Below are 20,533 nucleotides of genomic sequence, written 5' to 3'. Positions count from 1 at the left end.
TCAACCGCGATCTCGTCAAAAGGGTTCATCGACATCTTCACGTTCGAAAGCTCAACCCCCGAACCGTCTCCCTTTACACGGATCTTCACGTTGTAATCGACAACCCGTTTCACTGCGACAAGGACTTTCATCCGCGATTACCTCTTCAATGACTTCTGCAGCACGACTATGCCGCCGTGAACTCCCACCCGCATGTCAAAATCCGACATGAAAGCGGCACCGGCGCAAAACTGGGTAGTGACGCAAAATGCGCTGCCTCTCCGCCGGGAACCGGCACGAAACCTAAAGACGGTTGACGTGCACGTCAATCAGGCACAGGCCGCTATATCGATTAAAATCAATTTATTCTGACAACAGGTCATTCCGAATCCGAGCAACCCGACACCTCCCCTTTTTCGTGTCGTTTACAAGCGATGCAGCATGCTTTAGGTAACGCCTCGCAATCCGGTCGCAGCCTACCCGGTCAAAACAAGGAACCCTGACTTATGAAAACGCTCGTCGTCTGCTCCGGCGGACTCGATTCCGTTTCGCTTGCTTATAGAATAGCAGCCGAACATCAACTCACAGCCCTCCTCTCCTTCGACTATGGCCAACGCCACAGGAAGGAACTGGATTCGGCCAAAGCCTGTGCCGAAAGGCTCGGCGTTCCCCATCAGATCATCGACATACGGACTATCGGCGCGAGCCTTACCGGCTCCGCCCTCACGGATGATGTCGATGTTCCCGACGGGCATTACGCCGAAGAAACGATGAAGATCACCGTCGTGCCGAACCGCAATGCTATCATGCTGGCGATTGCCTTTGGGGTGGCCGCCGCACAAAAGGCCGACGCTGTGGCGCTCGCCGTCCATGGCGGTGATCATTTCATCTATCCCGATTGCCGCCCCGGTTTTATTGATGCTTTCCAGACCATGCAGAACCATGCACTGGATGGCTATGCCGACATAAAACTGCTCGCGCCTTATGTGCACGTATCAAAAGCCGACATCGTTATCGATGGCGCAAAATATGGCACGCCCTTTGCCGCAACGTGGTCCTGCTACAAGGGTGGCGAACATCATTGCGGACGCTGTGGCACCTGTGTCGAGCGGCGCGAGGCTTTCCATCTGGCAGGCATCGAAGACCCGACACTGTATGAGGATGCCGATTTCTGGCGTGCGGCAATCGAGAAGCGGAGCGTCTGATGTTTCGCATTACCAAGGAATTTCATTTCTCCGCATCGCATCAGCTAATCGGCCTGCCGGAAGACCATCAATGCGCCCGCCTGCACGGGCACAACTATATCGTTGAGGTTGAACTCTCGGCTTCCGATCTCAACGAGCACGGCTTTGTTCGCGACTATCATGAGTTGGCGCCGTTCAAGCGCTATATCGACGATTGTTTTGACCATCGCCATCTCAACGATGTTCTGGGCCACGACCAGAGCACGGCCGAAACCCTCGCTAGGCACTTTTTTGAATGGTGCCATGCGCGCTGGCCGGAAATATCCGCCGTGCGTGTCAGCGAAACGCCCAAGACATGGGCCGAGTACCGACCGTGACGCCGATACGGATCGCGGAAATTTTCGGGCCCACGATACAGGGCGAAGGTGTGCTGATCGGCGAGCCGACGATATTCGTGCGAACCGGCGGCTGCGATTATCGCTGCGCATGGTGCGACAGCCTGCATGCTGTCGAGAGCCGGTTTCGTCACGAATGGAAGCCAATGAGCGTCGAGGCAATTTGGGATGAAGTGACGGCACTTTCCCGAAATAAGCCCCTGACAGTGTCACTTTCGGGGGGCAATCCGGCCATCCAGCCACTGGGACCGTTGATCAAGCATGGCAGGAAAGACGGCTATCGCTTTGCGCTGGAAACGCAAGGATCGGTTGCACAGGGCTGGTTTGCAGCGCTCGACACGCTGGTATTGAGCCCGAAGCCGCCATCCAGCACCATGGATACCGATTTCGATGCGCTGGCCGCATGTATCGAGGTTGCGGGCAATACGCCGCGAACGGTGCTGAAATTCGTGATCTTTGATGACGCCGATTACGCCTTCGCCAAAGAAGTGGCCAATCGGCATCCTCACCTGCCAGTCTATCTCCAGCCGGGTAATCACACTCCGCCGCCGCCCGAAGCGAATGACGCTGCAATAGACATCGACGGCATCATGCGGCGGATGGAATGGCTGGTGGAAAAGATGATCGCGGATGGCTGGTACGAAGCGCACGTCCTGCCCCAGCTCCACGTGCTGATCTGGGGCAACAGACGGGGGGTTTAGACTAGCGGTTCGCGCCCGGCACCCAGAGAACATCCTGCGCGCCATTATCGTTGACGGTTCGCGACGCCACGAACAGGAAATCGGAAACGCGGTTGATATATTGCAAAGCCTCCGCCGAGACGACTTCCCCTTCGACGCGGGAAAGCGCAACCATCAGCCGCTCGGCCCGGCGTGAGATCGTGCGGGCAAGGTGCAATGCGGCAGATGCAGCCGACCCACCGGGGAGAATGAATGAGCGGAGCGGCTGCAGATCGGCATTGAGGAGATCAATGTCGGCTTCCAGACGCGCGACCTGCGAAGCGACGATGCGCAGCGGTTCGTAGGCGAGCGGTTTCCCGTCATCCGGCGTCGACAGATCAGCGCCAAGGTCGAAAAGATCGTTCTGGATGCGTGCCAGCATGGCATCGATCTGTGCATGAGGATTGTTTTCACCGCCTGTATGAAGGCGTGCCATGCCGATGCAGGCATTGGTTTCGTCCACAGTGCCATAGGCTTCGACGCGCAGGTCCGACTTCAGCCTGCGCGGCCCGCTGGCAAGTCCTGTCGTGCCCTTGTCGCCTGTACGGGTATAGATCTTGTTGAGCTTGACCATGCCTTACTGACCGTTTTTCACGCGGGCGTAATAGATCGCCCCGACGATCAGGACTATGGCAATGAACTGCAGGAAAACACGCAGCTGCATCATCTTGTTGGAAAAATTGGCGTCGCCGCCTCGCATCATGTTGCGCAGGCCGATGATCAGAACGACAGCCACCGCAAACATGGCCACCATTGCCGCGCCCTTGAACAGAACGTCCATTTCATTTCCTTCCCATGCGCACTGTTCCTGACCTCATGACTGGTCGGACAGCATTCGGTAAAGCCAGCGTGCAGGCATCAGACGCCGCGCCAGTGAACCAAGTTTCGCCGGTCTCGTCACCACGTAATGCGGGCGGGGACGCGGCGCCTCCAATGCATGAAGCAGTACAGCATAGACGGCTTCCGGTCCAAGCTTGTTCTTGGATTTTGTGCCGCCACTTTTCAATTTCGCCATCTGGCGCTGGTAAAGCTCGCGATGAACAGACGCCTCCATATCGATATTGGCTTCCGCATGTCTGGCGGCATTGTAGGTAAAGCGCGACGCAATCGGACCGGGCTCGATCAGCGACACATCGATACCGGAACCTTCCAGTTCCATGCGTTGCGCAAGCATCAGCCCTTCAAGCGCAAATTTGGACGCCACATAAGCGCCTCGCCATTTCATGGGCACCAGTCCCAGAATCGATGAGCAATGAACGATGCGCCCGTGCCCTTGCCGGCGCATGACGGGAACCACGCGCCGGGTCAAATCATGCCAGCCGAAGAAATTGGCTTCGAATTGCTGGCGCAAGGCTTCGACCGGCAAGTCCTCTATCGCGCCGGGCTGTGCATAAGCGCCATTGTTGAACAGCGCATCAAGCGTGCCGTCAGTCTGGCGCAGCACCTCGTCGACCAGATTCGCGATCGACTGCGGCTGCGTATAATCGAGATAATGCGCCTCAATGCCCTTTGCCCGGAGCGCTCCGATATCCGCATCCTTGCGGGCGGTCGCAAAGACGCGCCAGCCTTGGCTCTTCAGCGCTTCCGCGCAATAGGCGCCAATCCCGGAGGAGCAACCGGTAATGATGATGCTGCGCTGTCGGTTCTGACCGGATCGTGCCGGAGCCATATGTTCGTTTCCCGCTACCGTTTTGCCAAGATTGCTTGATTCGTGCCCGGTTTAAAACGGGGCCTGCCCTTGCAATCCGCGGACCGATGCTAGATTTAAGGCCTTGAAACATCGGCTGAACGCGTTTCAGACGCCAATCGCGACTTTAGGGACAAATCTGCGGATGCGAAAAATCAGACGTTTTCTCCGTCAGATCACCTGGGACGTCATTGGTCATTTCAGTTCGGACGACGGTTGGGCGTTCGCCAGCCATATTGCGCTTTCCGGCCTGATGGCGCTGTTTCCATTCCTCATCTTCGCCACAACGCTTGCGAGCTTTCTCGGCACCAAAGAATTTGCCGATACGGCGGTGCATGTCATCTTCGACATGTGGCCGTCGAACATCGCCGCTCCCATCGCCAACGAGGTGATGAACGTGCTGACCGTGCAACGCAGCGGGCTTCTGACCCTCAGCGTCATCGCGGCCGCCTATTTTGCCTCCAACGGCGTGGAGGCGCTGCGCATCGCGCTTAACCGCGCCTATCGCGTGACAGACCAGCGTTCGATCATTTTCTGCCGCCTGCAAAGTCTCGGCTTCGTTCTGGTCGGCACGCTGAGCCTGATGGCCATCAGCTTCCTGCTGGTTCTGGCGCCGCTTGCCGTGCGTATTGCCGAACAATGGTTTCCTGACATAGCGCCGTTCACAGGCACCATCGCCTTCTGGCGCTATACGGTAGCGGTTGCGGTTCTGGTTCTGGCGCTGTTCATGGTACACATCTGGCTTCCCGCCGGGCGACGCAGCCTCGGCGACATCCTGCCGGGCATACTGGTCACGCTCATCGCCTGGCTTGCCGCTGCGATGGCCTTTGCCAAATATCTGGAAACCTTTGCCAATTACGTGACGACCTATGCCGGTCTGGCCTCGATCATGGTGGCGATCGTCTTCCTCTACATGCTGTCGGCAATTTTCATCATCGGCGCGGAAATAAACGCCGCCATCATGATTTTCCGCAAGCGAGAGCAACAGCCCGAGCTTAACTCGTAAAAATCAGCGCATGATCCGGTCCGAGAACCAGCTCCCACTTTTCGGCATCATGTCCGGCGTAAAGTCGTCAGCGCAACGCCGAGCGTCGTCACCACCATGCCCGCAACCTGGATCGCCGACAGCGTTTCGCCGAAAATCAGATAGGCCATGATCGCAGCCGTGCCGGGGACGAGATAGAACAGCGAGGCAACTTTCGACATTGCGCCTTCGCGTATCATGACCAGAAGTGCCAGAATCGCCCCGATGGAAATGGCAAGCGTCAGCCAGACCAGCGCAAAGATCAGCGATGGCGACCAGATCATGACGCGCGTCTCGAAGGCAAACGCACACACAGCGGTGAGAATGGCCGCAGCGATGTATTGAACGGCTGTCCCGGCCTTGAGGTCGCCCGCTGTGGCGAAACGTTTCTGCCAGACTGTGCCGGTGCTGATCGCCAGCACAGCCACGAAAGCCGCCGCAAGGCTTTTGGGATCGACGCCGCTGCCCGCCGAAAATTTCGGCCATACAACCATCGCCACGCCGATGAAGCCGATTAGAAGCCCGGCCCATTGCCGTCCGCTCGCTCGTTCGCCCAGAAGAATGGCCGCAATCAGCGTCGTAAGCATCGGCTGAAGACCTGCCACGAGACCCGACATTCCAGCAGGCAGACCGTGGTGAACTGCCCAAAACAAGGCGGAGAGATAGATGCCATGGATGAGACAGCCGGCAATCGCCGCGTGAATCAGCGTATTGCCTTTCGGCCAGATGCTCCCGCTTGCCAGCGCCCAGAGCGTCATGATGATTGCTGCAATGGAAAAACGCACCGCCATGAAGGTGAACGGTTCGGCATAAGGCATGGAAAGCCCCGCGCCGATGAAACCGGTGGCCCAAAGCAGGACGAACATGATGGGAAAGAAACGGGCGGCCATGGCGGAACTCTCACTTTTGCGGCCCGCCTTATACCGTTTTTCGCCGATCCCCTATCGCATAAAACTGATCGCAGCGTTGAATTTGCCAAACAGCCGCTCCCATTTTATGAAGCAGCATGAACACGCAACCCGAAACGATCCACATTTTTGTCGATGCAGACGCCTGCCCGGTGAAGGCTGAAATCTATCGTGTGGCGGAACGGCACAATCTGCCGGTCATGCTGGTGGCCAACAGTTTCATTGCCATCCCGCGCGACGCGGAGCGCGTGGAACGCGTCATCGTATCGGACAAGCTGGACGCTGCCGACGACTGGATCGCCGAAAAGTCCCGTCCGGGCGCCATCGTGATTACCGCCGACATTCCTCTGGCCAGCCGCTCGCTCGAAAAAGGTGCCTCGGTAATTGCACCGAACGGGCGCGTTCACACCCAGAACACCATCGGCAACACGCTGGCGACGCGCAATCTGATGGACAGCTTGCGTTCGGCAGGCGAAGTCACCGGCGGCCCTGCCCCCTTTTCACCGAAAGATCGCTCTGCATTTCTTTCGGCGCTGGACCTTGCCATCGTTCGGCTGAACCGAGCCGGTTTTGTCTCAGGCTGACCGCATCGAGGCAGTAGCGACACCCGCGCCGATCAGCAAAGTTCCGCCCGCACGATTGAAGATGCGCAGCGCCCGTTCGCTCGAAAAGAAGCCGCGCGCGCGGGTTGCCAGAAGCGCATAAGCAAAGGCATTGAGGAAAGCGAGCACGAGGAACGTGCTTTCGAAAACCAGCATCTGGGTCAGGAAATCCCGGTGCGGGCTCAGGAACTGCGGAAGAAAAGCCACAAAAAATGTAATGCTCTTCGGGTTGAGCGCCGTCACCAGCCATGCATGAACCAGCATCCGCACCGGATGCACCTTGTCATGCCGGGCGTTTGCATGAAGGGCACCGCCAGCCCGGAACAGCTTTATGCCGAGCCAGACCAGATAGGCCGCACCCGCCCATTTGACTGCGGTGAACACGGTTGCCGATGCCGCCAGCAGCGCGCCCACGCCAAGCATGGAAAGCGTCATCGCTGTAAAATCGCCAAGCGCGACACCGACCGCCATCGGAAAAGCCGCCTTCCACCCCTGTCCCAGAGCGTAGGATACAACGAGCAATACGGTCGGTCCCGGTATTACCAGAAGCACGATGGATGCGGCGGAAAATGCGAGCCAGACTTCAAAGCTCATGGACGGTCTCCTTCCCTCACAGGAAAAAAAGCCACCGCATTTCGCTTTTGTCGAGACTAAAGATTTTTAGCCGCTTCGATGAGTTTTTTGGCTTCCGGGCTGTCCCACGGCGCAGGGCCGTTCATGGATGCGATCTGACAGCCATCCTTGTCTACGAGCAGGGTTACGGGAAGGCCAAAAGCCAGGTTCTTGCGCTTCAATTCGTTGAAGCTCGACATGGAAGCATCCCGGTGCAAGGTCAGGTTGTTGATGCCGATTTCATTGAGAAAGCCCTTGGGCTTGTCGTCGGAGCCGGTATCGATGTTGATGGCGACAACGTCGAAATCGCTGCCGCCTTTCTCGCCCTGCAACTTGTCGAGAGCGGGCATTTCCTCACGGCAGGGAGCGCACCACGTCGCCCACAGATTGACCAGCAGCGTCTTGCCCTTGTAGTCGCCGAGCGTCATCTGTTTGCCGTCCGGGCCGGTAAAGGCGATATGCGAGACGGAAATCGGCTTTTCGGCAGCGCGCATGGCTGCCACGCCGCCGGTCGCAGCTGCATCCAGCGCCTTCAGCGCATCAGCTCTAAGAGCGCACTTCGCCGATGCTTCGTCGCTTTCGGCTGCAACATTCGCTGAAACATTCTGGTCAACGACATTGCCAGAAGGCCGCTCCATCACGTATACCGCCACGATACCGGCAATGACACCGGCAAGGGCGGCAAGAAGGACGATCTTGCGATTTCCCGATTTCGTCTGCTGTTCGGAATTCGCCTTTTCGTTGTCTTCTGCCATGTCGCGTTACTTCTTTCCAATATTCCGCCAAATCGTCACTCGGGGCATATGAGCATGAGCGAACAAAAATCAAGCAACCAGATGTGGGGCGGCCGTTTTGCCTCAGGCCCGGATGCGATCATGGAAGAGATCAATGCATCGATCGGCTTCGACCGCAAGCTCTATGCGCAGGATATTCAGGGCTCGCTTGCCCATGCAGCCATGCTGGCAAAGACAGGCATTATTGCGGCGGAAGACCATCGCCAGATCGAAGATGGCCTGAAAACCATTCTCAAGGAAATCGAGGAAGGCAAGTTCACATTCTCGCGCAAGCTCGAAGACATTCACATGAATATCGAAGCGCGGCTTGCCGAACTGATCGGCCCTTCCGCCGGACGTCTCCACACCGCCCGCTCGCGCAACGATCAGGTGGCCGTTGACTTCCGCCTCTGGGTCAAGCGGGAACTGGAAAAGACCGCCGCCGCGCTCAAGAACCTGATCGAAGCATTCCTGGAGCGCGCCGAGGAACACGCCGCAACCGTGATGCCAGGTTTCACCCATCTCCAGACCGCGCAGCCCGTCACCTTCGGCCATCACTGCATGGCCTATGTGGAAATGTTCGGCCGCGACCTGTCGCGTGTGCGCGATGCCATCGAGCGCATGGACGAATCGCCTTTGGGTGCGGCAGCCCTTGCAGGCACGGGCTTCCCGATCGACCGTCATATGACCGCCAAGGCGCTCGGCTTTCGTGAGCCCACCCGGAATTCGCTCGACAGCGTTTCCGACCGTGACTACGCGCTGGAATTCCTATCGCTTGCCGCGATCTGCGCAGGCCATCTGTCGCGACTGGCCGAAGAGATCGTCATCTGGTCCACACCGCAGTTCAATTTCGTGCGGCTTTCCGATGCTTTCTCCACCGGCTCGTCCATCATGCCGCAGAAGAAGAACCCGGATGCCGCCGAACTGGTTCGCGCCAAGACGGGCCGCATCAACGGATCGCTGGTCGCCCTTCTGACCATCATGAAGGGGCTGCCGCTCGCCTATTCCAAGGACATGCAGGAAGACAAGGAACAGGTTTTCGACGCTGCCGAAAATCTGGAACTCGCCATTGCGGCCATGGCGGGCATGGTGCGCGACCTGACGATTAATGTGGCCTCGATGAAGAAGGCGGCAGGTTCCGGCTATTCCACTGCGACCGATCTCGCCGACTGGCTGGTGCGCGAACTGGGACTTCCCTTCCGCGAGGCCCATCACGTGACCGGTCGCGCCGTCGCTCTGGCTGAAAGCCGCAAGGTCGATCTGTCGAAGCTGTCGCTGGAGGAACTGCAATCGACCCATCCGGGTATCACCGATGCCGTTTTCGGCTACCTGACAGTCGAAAAATCGGTAAAGAGCCGCCAGTCCTTCGGCGGCACGGCCCCGCAGGAAGTGCGCCGCCAGATCCGTTACTGGAAGAAGCGCATTACCAGGGCCTGATAGTCGATCAACATGACGTCATGTGGAATCATCCAGTCAACGGATGATTCCACTCTTGGAAATTTTGCGTTACAGCTAGCGCCAACAGATTTTATTTCGGGAACCAAAGCTGATGACAGGCCGCTCCGCCATTTCTTCCGTGCTTCTGATCGCCACGCTTAGCGCCACGCTTGCCGCTTGCGGCCGCAAGGGCCCGCTAGAGCCGCCGCCATCTGCCGTCGTGACCGACGAACAGGGCCACACCAAGCCGAAACCGAAGGAAGACAAGCCGATCATCCTCGACAAGCTGTTGTAAGTTTCCGCTGTAGGGCCTTTTCTGTGAACCATTTCGAATATCGCAACGGCGTCCTTCACGCCGAAAATATCAGCCTGCCTGAAATCGCACAGGCCGTCGGTACGCCATTTTACGTCTATTCCCGCGCGACCGTAGAGCGCCATTTCCGCGTGTTCAGCGAAGCCTTCGCCGGAATGGAAACGCTCGTTACCTATGCGCTGAAAGCCAATTCCAACCAGGCCGTCCTGAAAACGCTGGCCAAGCTGGGGGCCGGTGCCGATACCGTTTCGGAGGGCGAGATTCGCCGTGCGCTTGCGGCAGGCATCCCGGCAAACAAGATCGTGTTTTCCGGCGTAGGCAAGACGCCGCACGAAATGGATTTTGCGTTGGAAGCTGGCATTTATTGCTTCAACGTGGAATCCGAACCGGAACTCGAAATTCTTTCGGCCCGCGCCGTCAGGGCAGGCAAGGTTGCATCCGTATCGCTGCGTATCAACCCTGATGTGGATGCCAAGACCCACGCCAAGATTTCGACCGGCAAGTCCGAGAACAAGTTCGGCATTCCCCGCGTCAAGGCGCGGGAAGCCTATGCCCGTGCAGCAAGCCTCCCCGGTCTCGACGTGGTCGGCATCGATATGCATATCGGCAGCCAGATCATCGACCTGGAACCATTCGACGATGCGTTTGCACTGATGGCGCAACTGGTCAAGGAATTGCAGGCCGACGGCCACAATATCCGCCACGTCGACGTTGGCGGCGGATTGGGCATTCCTTATCGTACCGACAATACGCCGCCACCTTTGCCCGTGGCTTATGCTGAAATCGTCGCCAGGCATATCAAGCCGCTCGGTCTCAAGACCGTGTTCGAACCGGGCCGCCTGATTGTCGGCAATGCAGGACTTCTGGTGACGGAAGTGATCTTCGTGAAGGAAGGCGATGCCAAGAACTTCGTCATCGTCGATGCGGCGATGAACGATTTGATTCGTCCCACACTTTATGATGCGTTCCACGACATCAAGCCGGTTGCCCTGCCGAAAGACGATGCGCCCCGTATCCGCGCCGATTTCGTTGGCCCGGTCTGTGAAACCGGCGATTATCTGGGCCTCGACCGGGAAGTGGCCAAACCGGCGCCCGGCGACCTGATTGCCGTCTGCACCACGGGCGCTTATGGCGGCGTGCTCTCCAGCACTTACAACAGCCGGCTGCTTATTCCGGAAGTGCTGGTGGATGGCGACCGCTATCACGTCGTGCGTCCGCGGCGCACTTATGAAGAACTGCTCGCGCTCGATTCCGTGCCCGAGTGGTTATAACCCGCGAATACAATTATCATGGCAAAGCCTCGCCTTTGCATGATGCGTGTTATCCTGTTGCAAGATAAAAACGTGATACACGCCAGAAAGCCCAGATGACGGATCGTAGCGACGACAGGAAAGACAGGCCGCGCCTTGCGCGAGATGCTTTTCTGCGGCTGTTTTCGGGCGACGGCGCCAGCCTCCGCCGTTTACGTCTGCGCGCCTTTCTCTCAATCAGCTTCGAGCGGTTCTGGCCGCTCATCCTGCCGCTGATACTTTTGATCGGCCTGTTTCTCAGCCTCGGCTGGTTTGGCCTGTTCGGCATGATGCCGCGTTGGCTGCATTTTGGCGTTCTGGCGCTGTTCGGGCTTGCCGGTCTCATATCGATCTACCTGCCGTTCCGCTTTAGAGCCCCGACCGAAAGCGACATTACAAGCCGTATCGAGGCGATCAACGGCCTCGTTCACGAACCGCTCGCCGTGCAGACGGGCCATATGGCAACCGGAGAAAACGATCCGTTTGCCGTGGCCTTATGGCGCGAACACCAGCGCCGCATGGCGGACCGGCTGAAAAACCTGCAATCCGGTCTGCCTTACACGCGGGTTCCCGAACACGACCCTCTTGGCCTTCGAGCGGTGGTCGCCCTCCTTTTCGTAACCGCTTTCGCTTATAGTTTCAGTCCGAACAGCGGCCGCATTGCCGATGCCTTTCATATCCGTCCGGGCGATGGCACTGCCGTTGCGCGCATCGATGCATGGGTGACGCCACCGCGCTACACCGGTCGCGCTCCCGTGTTCCTGGCCGCCACGAACGAAGGCGTGGAGGCAGCAATCAACGTGCCGCAAGGCAGCATTCTTTCGGTCCGGGTGATTGGCGGCGGCTCTGAACGGCTTACCGCGACCGATGCGAAAGGCGAGCGCCGCGACGTCCAGCCGGTAACCGCCGGGGAAGACCAGAAGGCCCCTGCAGAACAGGCTGTCGTCGATGGCAGCCGCAATTTCCGCTATGATCTGCAGCAGGACGAGACTCTGGCACTTTCCGGTACCGATGCCCGCTGGAAGTTTTCCGTTACTCCGGACAACCCGCCGACGATCCGCTTCACAAAAGAGCCGGGGCGTGCGTTGAATGGCACATTGCAGCTCTCCTACCAGATCGAGGACGACTATGCGCCGGTTAAGGCCGAAGGTGAGATCGTCCCGCTCGACAACGATGAGGATGAGGAAGCCGCGCCGCTTTACGACGCGCCGGAACTGCCGCTTGCTTTGCCGCGCCGCGGCGTGAAGGACGCCACCACTTCGAAGGACCTGACCGAGCACCCATGGGCCGGCGAAAAGGTTGCGCTCACACTGGTTGTAACCGATGCGGCAGGGCAAACGGGCCGCAGCGAAACCAAGGTCATCACCTTGCCGGAGCGCCCTTTCAGCAATCCGCTTGCCCGTGCTGTCGCGGAGCAGCGCCGTATTCTGGCGCTTGACGCGACGCAGCGCGACCATGTGCTCGACATGCTGTCGGCAATAACTCTCCGTCCGGAAGAAACCATCAAGAATGCCGCCCATTATCTGGGACTGGTCACGATTGGCACACGTCTGCGGCTTGCCAGAAGCGATGACGACTTGCGTGATGCGGCGGATTATATGTGGCAGGTGGCACTCGGTATCGAGGACGGCAATCTGTCTGCCGCCGAAAAACGCCTGCGGCAAGCACAGGAAGCCCTGAAGAACGCTCTGCAGAATGGCGCCTCGCAGGAGGAGATCGAAAAGCTGTCAGCAGAGCTGCGCAAGGCGATGCAGGACTTCCTGCGGGAGTTCGCTCAGCGCCAGCAGCAGAATCCGAATGCCCGCCGGGCCGCGCCGGACCCCAATGCGCGGATGCTCACGGAAAAAGATCTACAGCGCATGATGGACCAGATTGAAAATCTGGCGCGTCAGGGTTCACGTGATCAGGCGCAAGAACTGCTGTCGCAATTGCAGAATCTGATGAACAACCTGCAGATGAGGCAGGCGCAGCAGGGTCAGCAAGGTCAGGGGCAAGGCCAGCAGGGCCAGATGCAGCAGCAGATGAACAAGCTTGGCGAATTGATGCAGCGCCAGCAAAAGACCATGAACGAGACCTTCGACCTCGATCAGAAGATGCAGCGTCAGTTCGGCGGCAGCGACGGTGAAGGCGAATTCGGCGACAACATGTTCCCGGGCGATGACGGTTCCATGGGCGGTGAAACCGAAAACGGACAAGGCCCGGGTGGAAAAGGCGATGTTCCACCCGATATGGCGGAAGCCATGCGCAAGCTGCAACAGCAGCAGAAGGACCTCCAGTCCGATCTGCAGAAGCTGATGGACGATCTGAAGGGCATGGGCATCGAACCCGGCAAGGATTTTTCGGATGCTGGAAAATCAATGGGCAATGCAACGGACGCACTGGGCCGAAGCGAAGGCGCGGAAGCAAACGACCAGCAGGGCAGTGCGCTTGACGCGCTGCGTCGCGGCGGGCGCGACATGATGCAGAAGATGCAGCAGGCCATGGGTCAGGACGGACAGGGACAAAGCGGAGCCAACGGCAGCAGGGGCCGCGATCCACTCGGACGGCAGCAGGGTACCGGAGACAGCCTTAACGATGACGTCAAAATTCCCGGCGAAATCGATATTCAGCGCGCGCGTGAAATTCTCGATGAAATCCGCCGCAAGCTCGGCAATGCGCTGACGCCGCAGATGGAAAAGGAATATCTGCAGCGCCTGTTGAAATTCGATTGAGAAACAGGCTCTATTCCATCACCCGACCGACATAAGGCAACTGGCGGAAGGCGTGCCCCACGTCCATGCCATAGCCGACGACAAAATAGTCTGGGCATTCGAAAGCCACGAAATCGGCGTCGAGATCGACCTTGCGGCGCACGCTCTTGTCGAGAAGAACGGCGATACTGACGCTGCGGGCTCCGCGTTCCAGCATCAGTTCGCGGACGAACTTCAGCGTCTTGCCGGATTCCAGAATATCGTCGATCAGAAGCACATCGCGGTCGCGCACGTCACTGTCGATATCGCGCAGCAGACGAACTTCCGTGCTTGTCGTCCCCTTGCCGTAGCTCGAAACGGTGATGAATTCCACATCGGGTTCCACACCCGCATCATGCATTGCGCGAATGAGGTCAGCTGCAAAGATGAAGGACCCTTTCAGGATCGAAATCGTCAGCAGATTGTGGAACTTGCGTTCAGCGATGGCCTTGGCAAGCTCAAGATTGCGGCCTGCAATCTCATCCGGACTAAAGAGAACTTCGATTGTCTTGCCGCCGACTTCGGGCATCTGCTGCTTCTCCTGATCGTTCGCTTACGCGCAGACTTGGGCGGCGCATGAAGGCGCCGGAAAGGCCGCTCTATACCATGGTTTGAGGAAATTGCACCCCACCACTTGAAGATGCTCCGGCTTCTCCATTTCCCAACGTCGAGATTTCATATAGCGTGGCTTCCATGCATCCGGACATCATCGAACTGCGATCATTTTACGATACCACTCTGGGCCATCTCGCGGAACGCGCCATCCGTATGGCGCTTGCCGGGCTATGGGATCGCGTGCCGGGAGAGCGGCTTGTCGGCATGGGCTACAGCCTGCCCTATCTCGACCGTTTCAGCGCCGATACGGAGCGGACCTTTGCCTTCATGCCTGCCGGTCAGGGAGCCGTCGCCTGGCCGTCTGTGGAAAAGCCGGCGACAGCGCTCGTTTTCGACGAGGAACTGCCGCTGCCCGATTCTTCGATTGATCGCGTGCTCATGGTGCATGCGCTGGAATATGCGGAGAACCCGACGGAAACGCTGAAGGAGATGTGGCGCGTTCTCGCGCCCAATGGGCGGCTCGTTATCGTGGTGCCGAACCGGAGGGGTCTCTGGGCCCGCTTCGAGCACACGCCCTTCGGTAGCGGGCGGCCCTATAGCCGTACTCAGCTGACGACCTTGCTGCGCGAGGCGAATTTCACCGTCAGCACTGTGAGTGACGCGCTGCACTTCCCTCCTGCCACGCGGCGATGGATGATGCGGCCCTGTCTCGCGCTCGAAGGCATGGGACGGCGGCTGTGGCCGGTCTTTTCCGGTGTTCTGGTGGTGGAAGCACAGAAGCGGCTTTATCAGGGACTGCCTGTTGCCCAGCGCTCGTCGCGCCGTGTTTTCGTTCCGGTTCTTGCGCCGCAAGGAACACCTGTCGGCGGGTTGCGGAAGGTACCGGCAGGAACCGGCAAGACAGATCGCAAAAACTAGTGTGGCGTCGAATTTCGGATTCCAACGCAAACTAGGACATTTACGCATCAAGCCCCGCAAAAACGTACAGTTGCTGCGGCCGACAAGTATTATCGGCCAAGGTTTTTCTCGACTTGGACGCAATGGCGGGATATGCCCCATCAGACCTTTAACATTGACCTTTTGGCGGAGCCAAAATCATGACCGATACGCAGAACCTTACCCGTCCCCAGCCCAAGGCAGGCCTGCTCGACATCGCGGCCTACGTACCCGGCAAGGAACATGTGGAAGGCGTCGCCAAGGTCTATAAGCTCTCGTCCAACGAAACGCCGATCGGTCCGAGCCCGCATGCCGTGGAAGCCTATCGACGCGCAGGCGAAAAACTGGAGCTTTATCCCGACGGGCAGGCGCTGGCTCTGCGGCAGGCGATTGCCGAAACGCAGGCGCTCAATTTAGCGAATATCATGTGCGGCAACGGCTCCGACGAACTGCTTGGGCTGCTCTGCCAGACCTATCTTGCTCCGGGCGATGAAACCATCATCACCGAACACGGATTTGCGGTTTATAAGATCCAGACCCTGGGTGCGGGTGCAACGCCGGTCACCGTCAAGGAGAAGAACGAGCGGATCGATGTGGACGCCATTCTGGCTGGCCTGTCGCCGCGCACGAAGATCGTCTTCATCGCCAATCCGGGCAATCCGACCGGGACCTATCTTCCTTTCGAGGAAGTCCGTCGCCTTCATGCCGGACTGCCCAAGCATGTGCTTCTTGTTCTCGATGCGGCCTATGCCGAATATGTGCGCCGCAACGACTACGAAGCAGGCCTTGAACTCGTTTCTTCCAACGAGAATGTCGTCATGACGCGCACCTTCTCGAAAATCCATGGGCTGCCGGGCCTGCGTATCGGCTGGATGTATGCGCCCCTGCACGTCATCGATGCCGTCAATCGCATTCGCGGACCGTTCAACATGAACTCGGCTGCCATTGCAGCAGGCGCTGCCGCTATCCGGGACCGCGCCCATGTTGACAAGTCGATCGCATATAATGAAAAATGGCTTGGCTGGCTGACCGAGGAGTTCACAAAGCTCGGACTTCGGGTAACACCTTCGGTCACGAATTTCCTGCTGATCCACTTTCCCGAAGATGCTGCGCATTCGGCGGACAAGGCTGACGAATGGCTTTCCAGACGCGGTTATATCCTGCGTCGCGTCGGCGGTTACGGCTTCCCCAATGCATTGCGCATTACGGTTGGACCGGAAGAAGCCAATCGCGGCGTCGTCGCCGCCCTGACCGAATTTTTGAAGTAAACCAATGTCCACGGTCCATTTCAACAAGATCGCCCTGGTCGGCATCGGCCTTATCGGTTCATCGCTCGCGCGCGTCATTCGACGTGAGAAGCTTGCCGATCACATCGCCATCGCCACGCGCAGCAGCGAAACGCTGAAGCGCGCTGAGGAACTGGGGCTCGGCGACAGCTACGCCACGGATAGCGCTGAGGCCGTCAAGGATGCCGATCTCGTCATCGTGTCTGTGCCGGTCGGCTCGTCAGGCACCGTCGCACGCCAGATCGCGGCAAATCTCAAACCCGGCGCCATCGTGACCGACGTTGGCTCCACCAAGGCGTCCGTGATTGCCCAGATGCAGCCGGAATTGCCCGACACCGTGCACTTCATTCCCGGCCACCCGCTGGCGGGAACGGAATATTCGGGCCCGGACGCGGGCTTTGCAGAGCTCTTCACCAATCGCTGGTGCATTCTGACGCCCCTGCCCGATACGGATGAAGCGGCGCTGGAAAAGCTGAGCGACTTCTGGAGCGCCTGCGGCTCGCGCCTTGATCGCATGGACCCGCAGCACCACGATCTGGTGCTGGCCATCGTCTCGCATCTGCCGCATATCATCGCCTACAATATCGTCGGTACGGCCAGCGATCTGGAACAGGTGACGAAATCGGAAGTCATCAAATATTCCGCTTCCGGTTTCCGCGATTTCACGCGTCTGGCCGCCTCCGACCCGACAATGTGGCGCGACGTGTGCCTGCACAACAAGGACGCGATCCTCGAAATGCTCGGGCGTTTTTCGGAAGACCTTGCCTCGCTGCAACGTTCGATCCGCTGGGGCGACGGTGAAGCACTGTTCGACCTTTTCACGCGCACACGCGCCGTGCGGCGCGGCATCATTGATGCGGGACAGGAAGTTGATGCGCCGGACTTTGGCCGTCAGGCTGCGACGCGCGCATAGGGCAGCACAACTGCCCTACTCCCTTACTGCCTTATTCCGCTGCTCCCTTAAAGAGCAGGCAACCGCCCAAGTGGAATGAATCCGGCGCTGACCTTGCCCTTGCGAACGGCAATTTCCATCACGGGATTACCGTTTTCGTCTTTCGGCATGGCCGAGAGAGCAAACAGCACGGTGGCTATATTGCCGCCCTGCTCGGGAAACACCGTCTGCCCCGCCTGTGCCAGCGATTGCGGGTTGACCAGCGTCAGCTTCACATCCGCATTGATCAGCCCGTCCGCATCGATGGAAAACGGTCCTGCAACGGAAACCATGGCTCCATTGGGCATGGACAGGAAAGCCTGATTGACAGTGCCGGAATGCCCGCGCAGCCGTTGATGAAACGGTGCGTCGCTCCTCACCAGCAGGGTTGCGGCATCGGACACATCGATATCTGCCACGCCGTCGACTTCAGGGCTGGTGGCATTGCCTATCGCCGCCTTGGCGAGCTTCAATCCGGCAAAGCGGCCATTGAGCTTCAGGGCTCCATCCGCTTCGCTCATGCGGAAATCCATCTGCTCGAGCGTGCTGAGCGGTTCTGTCGTCGTGGTTTCCGTGCGCAGACCAACCGCGACTTCGCGCGCGGCCAGTTCGATTTCGGTCGGCAAAGGACGCGCCAGCCGGGTGTTGGAGGTAAATTTGCTCCAGTTCACTTCCAGCGGCGCCAGCCCCGGAAATTCGATGAAGGCGGGGCCCGTCAGGTCATTCGACAGGGAACGCGGTGCATAGACAGGAGAGCCGGAGGTAAACCGCCCGGCGCGGAACGACAGGCCTTCGGAGGGGCGCTGCCATGAAATACTGTCGCAGATGACATTGACGCGCAGCGGATAACCGCCCATGCGCAGGTCTTCGCATTTCACGCCGACACCCTGAGCGGCAAGCCTGGCCATGTCAGCCTTGGCTCGTGCTTCAAGCTTGTTTGCAATATAGAACCAGCCCGCCGTATAGCCAGCAACCAGGACAACAAGAATGACGAGGAGCGTTATAGGACGCTTTCTGGCTTTCGGTGCGTTCATTCCAGTATGCGCCATTTCAAAAGCCTTATTTATCAGTCAGTTGTTTCGAGGAACCCGCGCCGGATTCGGGCTAGATCCCAAATCTCGTCAACATTGTGCTCCTCTCGACTGGTGGCCATATTATGGCAGGATTGTGCCTTGTGAAGGGAAGAGGAAGAAAAATCGAGAGATATCCGATGATTACTGGTGGAAATCGACACGCGTCAGAGTGCGTTTCAATCTGATTGAATGAGGTTGGCGCTCTTCCTATCTATTTTGACGCGCATCTTTTCCGAAAATCATTTCACACTTTTCGTGATGCGCTCTAATCATTAGAGCTTGAATCAAAAGCGGCAGGCGATTTGCAGACCGGCCTGGCGACTTCTGGTACAGGCTCTTATTGGCACCCCCATGGCCACGGCTCTCGATGACAGGCAAATGAACGATTTCTGGGTTTTCGGCTATGGATCGCTGATGTGGCGACCGGGCTTTGCGCATGTGGAAACGGTCCGCGCACGTCTTTATGGCTACAGGCGCAGCCTTTGCATCTATTCGCATGTCCACCGCGGAACACCGGACCATCCCGGCCTGGTGCTGGGGCTGGATGCCGGCGGCTCGTGCCTCGGTATCGCCTTTCGCGTGCCCGGCGACATGACCGGCGAAGTGATGACCTATCTGCGTGAACGTGAAATGTCGAACCACGTTTATCACGAGAAGCATCTCCGTCTGCGTCTCGCCGACGGTCGCAGTGTCGATGCGGTCACCTATGTAGCGGACCGCCATCACATCCAGTATGCCGGTTCGCTTTCAGCCGAGAACGCGGCGGCAATCGTCGCGTCCGCCCGCGGCGATTCAGGTGCCAATGTGGATTATGTCGCCAATACGCTCCAGCATCTGCGCAATATGCGCGTGCGCGACCACTGGCTGGAACACGTCAACGATCTAATACACCGCAATATCAACGAGAATTCGACGATTTAAGCGGCTGCAAGCCGGCACAACGCTCCTCAAAAATTCCCGCGCTCAGGTTCTCAGCCCTTGTTCTTGACCGACGCAACCGCTACATCTCCGCCAATTGCCAAGGAGGCCCCCATGATCGCATTGTTCCGCACCATTGATCTGGCGCTTGATATCTATACCTATATCATTATTGCGAGCGCCATTTTCTCATGGCTCTATGCGTTCAATGTCGTCAATTCCGGCAACCGGTTCGTGGCGTCGATCGGGGAGTTTCTCTATAAGGTAACGGAACCCGTCTTGCGGCCGATCCGCAATCTTCTGCCCAATCTGGGCGGCATCGATATTTCACCGATCATCCTGCTGCTGATCATCTTCTTCATCCGCCAGTTCATGTGGACGACGCTGCTGCCGCTCTTCCTTTAAACACGCCTCCCGAAAAGTGGGAGCCGGAAGCTGGCACGAATGAACGATCAGTACAAATACAAAAGCGCCCGGACATTGCCGGGCGCTTTTGCTTAGACGGGTCGAGAAGCTGCCGCTTACTTGTTCTTGGCGCGTTCGATAGCTTCGACGATGAACTTGCGTGCGTAATCTTCGTCACCCCAGTCACCGATCTTCACCCACTTGCCGGGTTCCAGATCCTTGTAGTGTTCGAAGAAGTGCGCGATCTGCTTCAGAGTGATCTCCGGCATATCGGTATAGTCGTGAATCTTCTCATAGCGGCGCGTCAGGTGCGGCGACGGCACGGCGATGATCTTCTCGTCCTTGCCGGAATTGTCTTCCATGACCAGAACGCCGATCGGGCGAACATTGATCACGCAGCCGGGAACCAGCGGGCGGGTGTTGCAGACGAGAACGTCGATCGGATCGCCATCTTCCGAAAGCGTATGCGGCACGAAGCCGTAATTGCCCGGATAGGTCATTGGCGTGTAGAGGAAGCGGTCGACGATGAGGGCGCCGGCCTTCTTGTCCATCTCGTACTTGATCGGCTGGCCGCCGACAGGCACTTCAATGATGACGTTGACGTCTTCAGGAGGATTGGAGCCGATGGAGATGGCATCAATATTCATGATGTGTCCTTTCGTGTCGGGCTCTGATAACGGGTTTCAAGGTTGCACGCAAGAAAAACGAAAGTTCTAGAAAACGCGGCGAATTGTCGTTCTCGCAACGCAATTGAACGTGATCAGGCCGTTAACATGGT

Annotated in this window: 23 protein-coding genes and 1 pseudogene; 14 read left to right on the top strand and 10 right to left on the bottom strand. The window is 58.3% G+C overall.

Annotated features, from left to right (window positions below; translation table 11 throughout):
* Positions 1 to 131: pseudogene (locus tag ACS5UA_RS13610) on the bottom strand (electron transfer flavoprotein subunit beta/FixA family protein); the annotation flags it as partial.
* 354 nt (positions 132 to 485) lie between these two features.
* On the opposite strand from ACS5UA_RS13610, the gene queC reads away from it, so the two are divergent.
* Genes queC through queE form a run of 3 tightly spaced genes read left to right on the top strand, consistent with a single transcriptional unit; the run spans position 486 to position 2,259 of the window.
* Positions 486 to 1,184: a 7-cyano-7-deazaguanine synthase QueC gene (gene queC / locus ACS5UA_RS13605; protein ID WP_253176202.1), complete on the top strand. Its 699-nt coding sequence runs from the start codon at positions 486 to 488 to the stop codon at positions 1,182 to 1,184.
* A complete protein-coding gene (gene queD, locus ACS5UA_RS13600; RefSeq protein ID WP_273772009.1) occupies positions 1,184 to 1,540 on the top strand; it encodes a 6-carboxytetrahydropterin synthase QueD in 357 nt (118 codons plus the stop codon). The genes queC and queD overlap by 1 nt, the downstream gene beginning before the upstream one ends.
* Positions 1,519 to 2,259, top strand: a complete 741-nt coding sequence (gene queE / locus ACS5UA_RS13595; protein ID WP_273772008.1) for a 7-carboxy-7-deazaguanine synthase QueE — start codon at positions 1,519 to 1,521, stop codon at positions 2,257 to 2,259. Before queD ends, queE begins: the two co-directional genes overlap by 22 nt.
* 1 nt (position 2,260) lies before the next feature.
* Here queE and ACS5UA_RS13590 read toward each other — a convergent pair whose 3' ends face one another.
* The 3 genes from ACS5UA_RS13590 to ACS5UA_RS13580 are packed head-to-tail and all read right to left on the bottom strand — an operon-like array spanning position 2,261 to position 3,946.
* Positions 2,261 to 2,851, bottom strand: coding sequence for a cob(I)yrinic acid a,c-diamide adenosyltransferase (locus tag ACS5UA_RS13590; RefSeq protein ID WP_253176199.1), 591 nt, complete (start codon positions 2,849 to 2,851; stop codon positions 2,261 to 2,263).
* Between the two features lie 3 nt (positions 2,852 to 2,854).
* On the bottom strand, positions 2,855 to 3,058 hold the full coding sequence (locus tag ACS5UA_RS13585; protein ID WP_006467913.1) for a twin transmembrane helix small protein: 204 nt from the start codon (positions 3,056 to 3,058) through the stop codon (positions 2,855 to 2,857).
* Positions 3,059 to 3,091: 33 nt separating this feature from the next.
* Positions 3,092 to 3,946 carry an SDR family oxidoreductase gene (locus tag ACS5UA_RS13580; protein ID WP_253176198.1) on the bottom strand — a complete coding sequence of 285 codons (855 nt, stop codon included), beginning with the start codon at positions 3,944 to 3,946 and terminating at the stop codon, positions 3,092 to 3,094.
* 163 nt (positions 3,947 to 4,109) lie between these two features.
* Between ACS5UA_RS13580 and ACS5UA_RS13575 the strand changes: the two genes are divergently transcribed.
* Positions 4,110 to 4,970: a YihY/virulence factor BrkB family protein gene (locus ACS5UA_RS13575; RefSeq protein ID WP_006470933.1), complete on the top strand. Its 861-nt coding sequence runs from the start codon at positions 4,110 to 4,112 to the stop codon at positions 4,968 to 4,970.
* Positions 4,971 to 5,017: 47 nt separating this feature from the next.
* On the opposite strand, the gene ACS5UA_RS13570 is transcribed toward ACS5UA_RS13575, so the two are convergent.
* A complete protein-coding gene (locus tag ACS5UA_RS13570; RefSeq protein ID WP_265975245.1) occupies positions 5,018 to 5,878 on the bottom strand; it encodes a DMT family transporter in 861 nt (286 codons plus the stop codon).
* Positions 5,879 to 5,994: 116 nt separating this feature from the next.
* Between ACS5UA_RS13570 and ACS5UA_RS13565 the strand changes: the two genes are divergently transcribed.
* On the top strand, positions 5,995 to 6,480 hold the full coding sequence (locus ACS5UA_RS13565; RefSeq protein ID WP_253176196.1) for a YaiI/YqxD family protein: 486 nt from the start codon (positions 5,995 to 5,997) through the stop codon (positions 6,478 to 6,480).
* Here the strand turns inward: ACS5UA_RS13565 and ACS5UA_RS13560 are convergent.
* Both ACS5UA_RS13560 and tlpA read right to left on the bottom strand, forming a co-directional pair.
* Positions 6,472 to 7,092: a LysE family translocator gene (locus ACS5UA_RS13560; protein WP_100647466.1), complete on the bottom strand. Its 621-nt coding sequence runs from the start codon at positions 7,090 to 7,092 to the stop codon at positions 6,472 to 6,474. The two genes, ACS5UA_RS13565 and ACS5UA_RS13560, sit on opposite strands and share 9 nt — an antisense overlap.
* Before the next feature lie 56 nt (positions 7,093 to 7,148).
* A complete protein-coding gene (tlpA, locus tag ACS5UA_RS13555; protein WP_253176195.1) occupies positions 7,149 to 7,865 on the bottom strand; it encodes a thiol:disulfide interchange protein TlpA in 717 nt (238 codons plus the stop codon).
* A gap of 54 nt (positions 7,866 to 7,919) precedes the next feature.
* Here tlpA and argH point away from each other — a divergent pair, with 54 nt between their 5' ends.
* From argH to ACS5UA_RS13535, 4 genes are all read left to right on the top strand, one after another.
* Complete coding sequence (argH, locus tag ACS5UA_RS13550) at positions 7,920 to 9,320, top strand: argininosuccinate lyase (RefSeq protein ID WP_253176194.1); 1,401 nt, start codon at positions 7,920 to 7,922, stop codon at positions 9,318 to 9,320.
* 112 nt (positions 9,321 to 9,432) lie between these two features.
* Positions 9,433 to 9,615 (top strand): LPS translocon maturation chaperone LptM, encoded by a 183-nt coding sequence (gene lptM, locus ACS5UA_RS13545; RefSeq protein ID WP_253176193.1) that lies wholly within the window; start codon positions 9,433 to 9,435, stop codon positions 9,613 to 9,615.
* 23 nt (positions 9,616 to 9,638) lie between these two features.
* Positions 9,639 to 10,904 carry a diaminopimelate decarboxylase gene (lysA, locus tag ACS5UA_RS13540; protein ID WP_253176192.1) on the top strand — a complete coding sequence of 422 codons (1,266 nt, stop codon included), beginning with the start codon at positions 9,639 to 9,641 and terminating at the stop codon, positions 10,902 to 10,904.
* Positions 10,905 to 10,999: 95 nt separating this feature from the next.
* Positions 11,000 to 13,633: a TIGR02302 family protein gene (locus ACS5UA_RS13535; protein ID WP_273772007.1), complete on the top strand. Its 2,634-nt coding sequence runs from the start codon at positions 11,000 to 11,002 to the stop codon at positions 13,631 to 13,633.
* Between the two features lie 10 nt (positions 13,634 to 13,643).
* Here the strand turns inward: ACS5UA_RS13535 and hpt are convergent, their stop codons facing one another.
* On the bottom strand, positions 13,644 to 14,180 hold the full coding sequence (hpt, locus tag ACS5UA_RS13530) for a hypoxanthine phosphoribosyltransferase (RefSeq protein WP_006467925.1): 537 nt from the start codon (positions 14,178 to 14,180) through the stop codon (positions 13,644 to 13,646).
* Between the two features lie 164 nt (positions 14,181 to 14,344).
* On the opposite strand from hpt, the gene ACS5UA_RS13525 reads away from it, so the two are divergent.
* The 3 genes from ACS5UA_RS13525 to ACS5UA_RS13515 all read left to right on the top strand — a co-directional run bounded on the left by ACS5UA_RS13525 (position 14,345) and on the right by ACS5UA_RS13515 (position 17,341).
* Entirely contained in the window at positions 14,345 to 15,124 is a 780-nt protein-coding gene (locus tag ACS5UA_RS13525) for a class I SAM-dependent methyltransferase (protein ID WP_006470935.1), read from the top strand.
* Positions 15,125 to 15,303: 179 nt separating this feature from the next.
* A complete protein-coding gene (hisC, locus tag ACS5UA_RS13520; protein WP_006467927.1) occupies positions 15,304 to 16,410 on the top strand; it encodes a histidinol-phosphate transaminase in 1,107 nt (368 codons plus the stop codon).
* Between the two features lie 4 nt (positions 16,411 to 16,414).
* On the top strand, positions 16,415 to 17,341 hold the full coding sequence (locus tag ACS5UA_RS13515; protein WP_006467928.1) for a prephenate/arogenate dehydrogenase family protein: 927 nt from the start codon (positions 16,415 to 16,417) through the stop codon (positions 17,339 to 17,341).
* 47 nt (positions 17,342 to 17,388) lie between these two features.
* Here the strand turns inward: ACS5UA_RS13515 and ACS5UA_RS13510 are convergent, their stop codons facing one another.
* A complete protein-coding gene (locus ACS5UA_RS13510) occupies positions 17,389 to 18,408 on the bottom strand; it encodes a DUF2125 domain-containing protein (protein WP_273772006.1) in 1,020 nt (339 codons plus the stop codon).
* A 375-nt stretch (positions 18,409 to 18,783) separates the two neighbouring features.
* On the opposite strand from ACS5UA_RS13510, the gene ACS5UA_RS13505 reads away from it, so the two are divergent.
* Together ACS5UA_RS13505 and ACS5UA_RS13500 are read left to right on the top strand one after the other, a co-directional pair.
* Positions 18,784 to 19,353 (top strand): gamma-glutamylcyclotransferase, encoded by a 570-nt coding sequence (locus ACS5UA_RS13505; RefSeq protein WP_176073788.1) that lies wholly within the window; start codon positions 18,784 to 18,786, stop codon positions 19,351 to 19,353.
* A gap of 111 nt (positions 19,354 to 19,464) precedes the next feature.
* Positions 19,465 to 19,755 (top strand): YggT family protein, encoded by a 291-nt coding sequence (locus ACS5UA_RS13500; RefSeq protein ID WP_006467933.1) that lies wholly within the window; start codon positions 19,465 to 19,467, stop codon positions 19,753 to 19,755.
* Positions 19,756 to 19,871: 116 nt separating this feature from the next.
* On the opposite strand, the gene ppa is transcribed toward ACS5UA_RS13500, so the two are convergent.
* Complete coding sequence (ppa, locus tag ACS5UA_RS13495; protein WP_006467934.1) at positions 19,872 to 20,402, bottom strand: inorganic diphosphatase; 531 nt, start codon at positions 20,400 to 20,402, stop codon at positions 19,872 to 19,874.
* Positions 20,403 to 20,533 lie beyond the last annotated feature (131 nt).

The sequence above is a fragment of the Brucella sp. RRSP16 genome, assembly GCF_052246815.1.
GTDB classification, from domain to species: Bacteria; Pseudomonadota; Alphaproteobacteria; order Rhizobiales; family Rhizobiaceae; genus Brucella; species Brucella intermedia.
This window is presented reverse-complemented; position numbering and strand designations above follow the sequence as displayed.

Coding starts and splice junctions, on each gene's coding strand:
- ACS5UA_RS13585 (WP_006467913.1), bottom strand. CDS start 3,058: ATGGACGTTCTGTTCAAGGGCGCGGCAATGGTGGCCATGTTTGCGGTG.
- queD (WP_273772009.1), top strand. CDS start 1,184: ATGTTTCGCATTACCAAGGAATTTCATTTCTCCGCATCGCATCAGCTA.
- lptM (WP_253176193.1), top strand. CDS start 9,433: ATGACAGGCCGCTCCGCCATTTCTTCCGTGCTTCTGATCGCCACGCTT.
- ACS5UA_RS13535 (WP_273772007.1), top strand. CDS start 11,000: ATGACGGATCGTAGCGACGACAGGAAAGACAGGCCGCGCCTTGCGCGA.
- ACS5UA_RS13515 (WP_006467928.1), top strand. CDS start 16,415: ATGTCCACGGTCCATTTCAACAAGATCGCCCTGGTCGGCATCGGCCTT.
- hpt (WP_006467925.1), bottom strand. CDS start 14,180: ATGCCCGAAGTCGGCGGCAAGACAATCGAAGTTCTCTTTAGTCCGGAT.
- queE (WP_273772008.1), top strand. CDS start 1,519: ATGGGCCGAGTACCGACCGTGACGCCGATACGGATCGCGGAAATTTTC.
- tlpA (WP_253176195.1), bottom strand. CDS start 7,865: ATGGCAGAAGACAACGAAAAGGCGAATTCCGAACAGCAGACGAAATCG.
- hisC (WP_006467927.1), top strand. CDS start 15,304: ATGACCGATACGCAGAACCTTACCCGTCCCCAGCCCAAGGCAGGCCTG.
- argH (WP_253176194.1), top strand. CDS start 7,920: ATGAGCGAACAAAAATCAAGCAACCAGATGTGGGGCGGCCGTTTTGCC.
- ACS5UA_RS13510 (WP_273772006.1), bottom strand. CDS start 18,408: ATGGCGCATACTGGAATGAACGCACCGAAAGCCAGAAAGCGTCCTATA.
- ACS5UA_RS13570 (WP_265975245.1), bottom strand. CDS start 5,878: ATGGCCGCCCGTTTCTTTCCCATCATGTTCGTCCTGCTTTGGGCCACC.
- ACS5UA_RS13565 (WP_253176196.1), top strand. CDS start 5,995: ATGAACACGCAACCCGAAACGATCCACATTTTTGTCGATGCAGACGCC.
- ppa (WP_006467934.1), bottom strand. CDS start 20,402: ATGAATATTGATGCCATCTCCATCGGCTCCAATCCTCCTGAAGACGTC.
- ACS5UA_RS13575 (WP_006470933.1), top strand. CDS start 4,110: ATGCGAAAAATCAGACGTTTTCTCCGTCAGATCACCTGGGACGTCATT.
- ACS5UA_RS13580 (WP_253176198.1), bottom strand. CDS start 3,946: ATGGCTCCGGCACGATCCGGTCAGAACCGACAGCGCAGCATCATCATT.
- ACS5UA_RS13560 (WP_100647466.1), bottom strand. CDS start 7,092: ATGAGCTTTGAAGTCTGGCTCGCATTTTCCGCCGCATCCATCGTGCTT.
- ACS5UA_RS13590 (WP_253176199.1), bottom strand. CDS start 2,851: ATGGTCAAGCTCAACAAGATCTATACCCGTACAGGCGACAAGGGCACG.
- ACS5UA_RS13500 (WP_006467933.1), top strand. CDS start 19,465: ATGATCGCATTGTTCCGCACCATTGATCTGGCGCTTGATATCTATACC.
- ACS5UA_RS13505 (WP_176073788.1), top strand. CDS start 18,784: ATGGCCACGGCTCTCGATGACAGGCAAATGAACGATTTCTGGGTTTTC.
- ACS5UA_RS13525 (WP_006470935.1), top strand. CDS start 14,345: ATGCATCCGGACATCATCGAACTGCGATCATTTTACGATACCACTCTG.
- queC (WP_253176202.1), top strand. CDS start 486: ATGAAAACGCTCGTCGTCTGCTCCGGCGGACTCGATTCCGTTTCGCTT.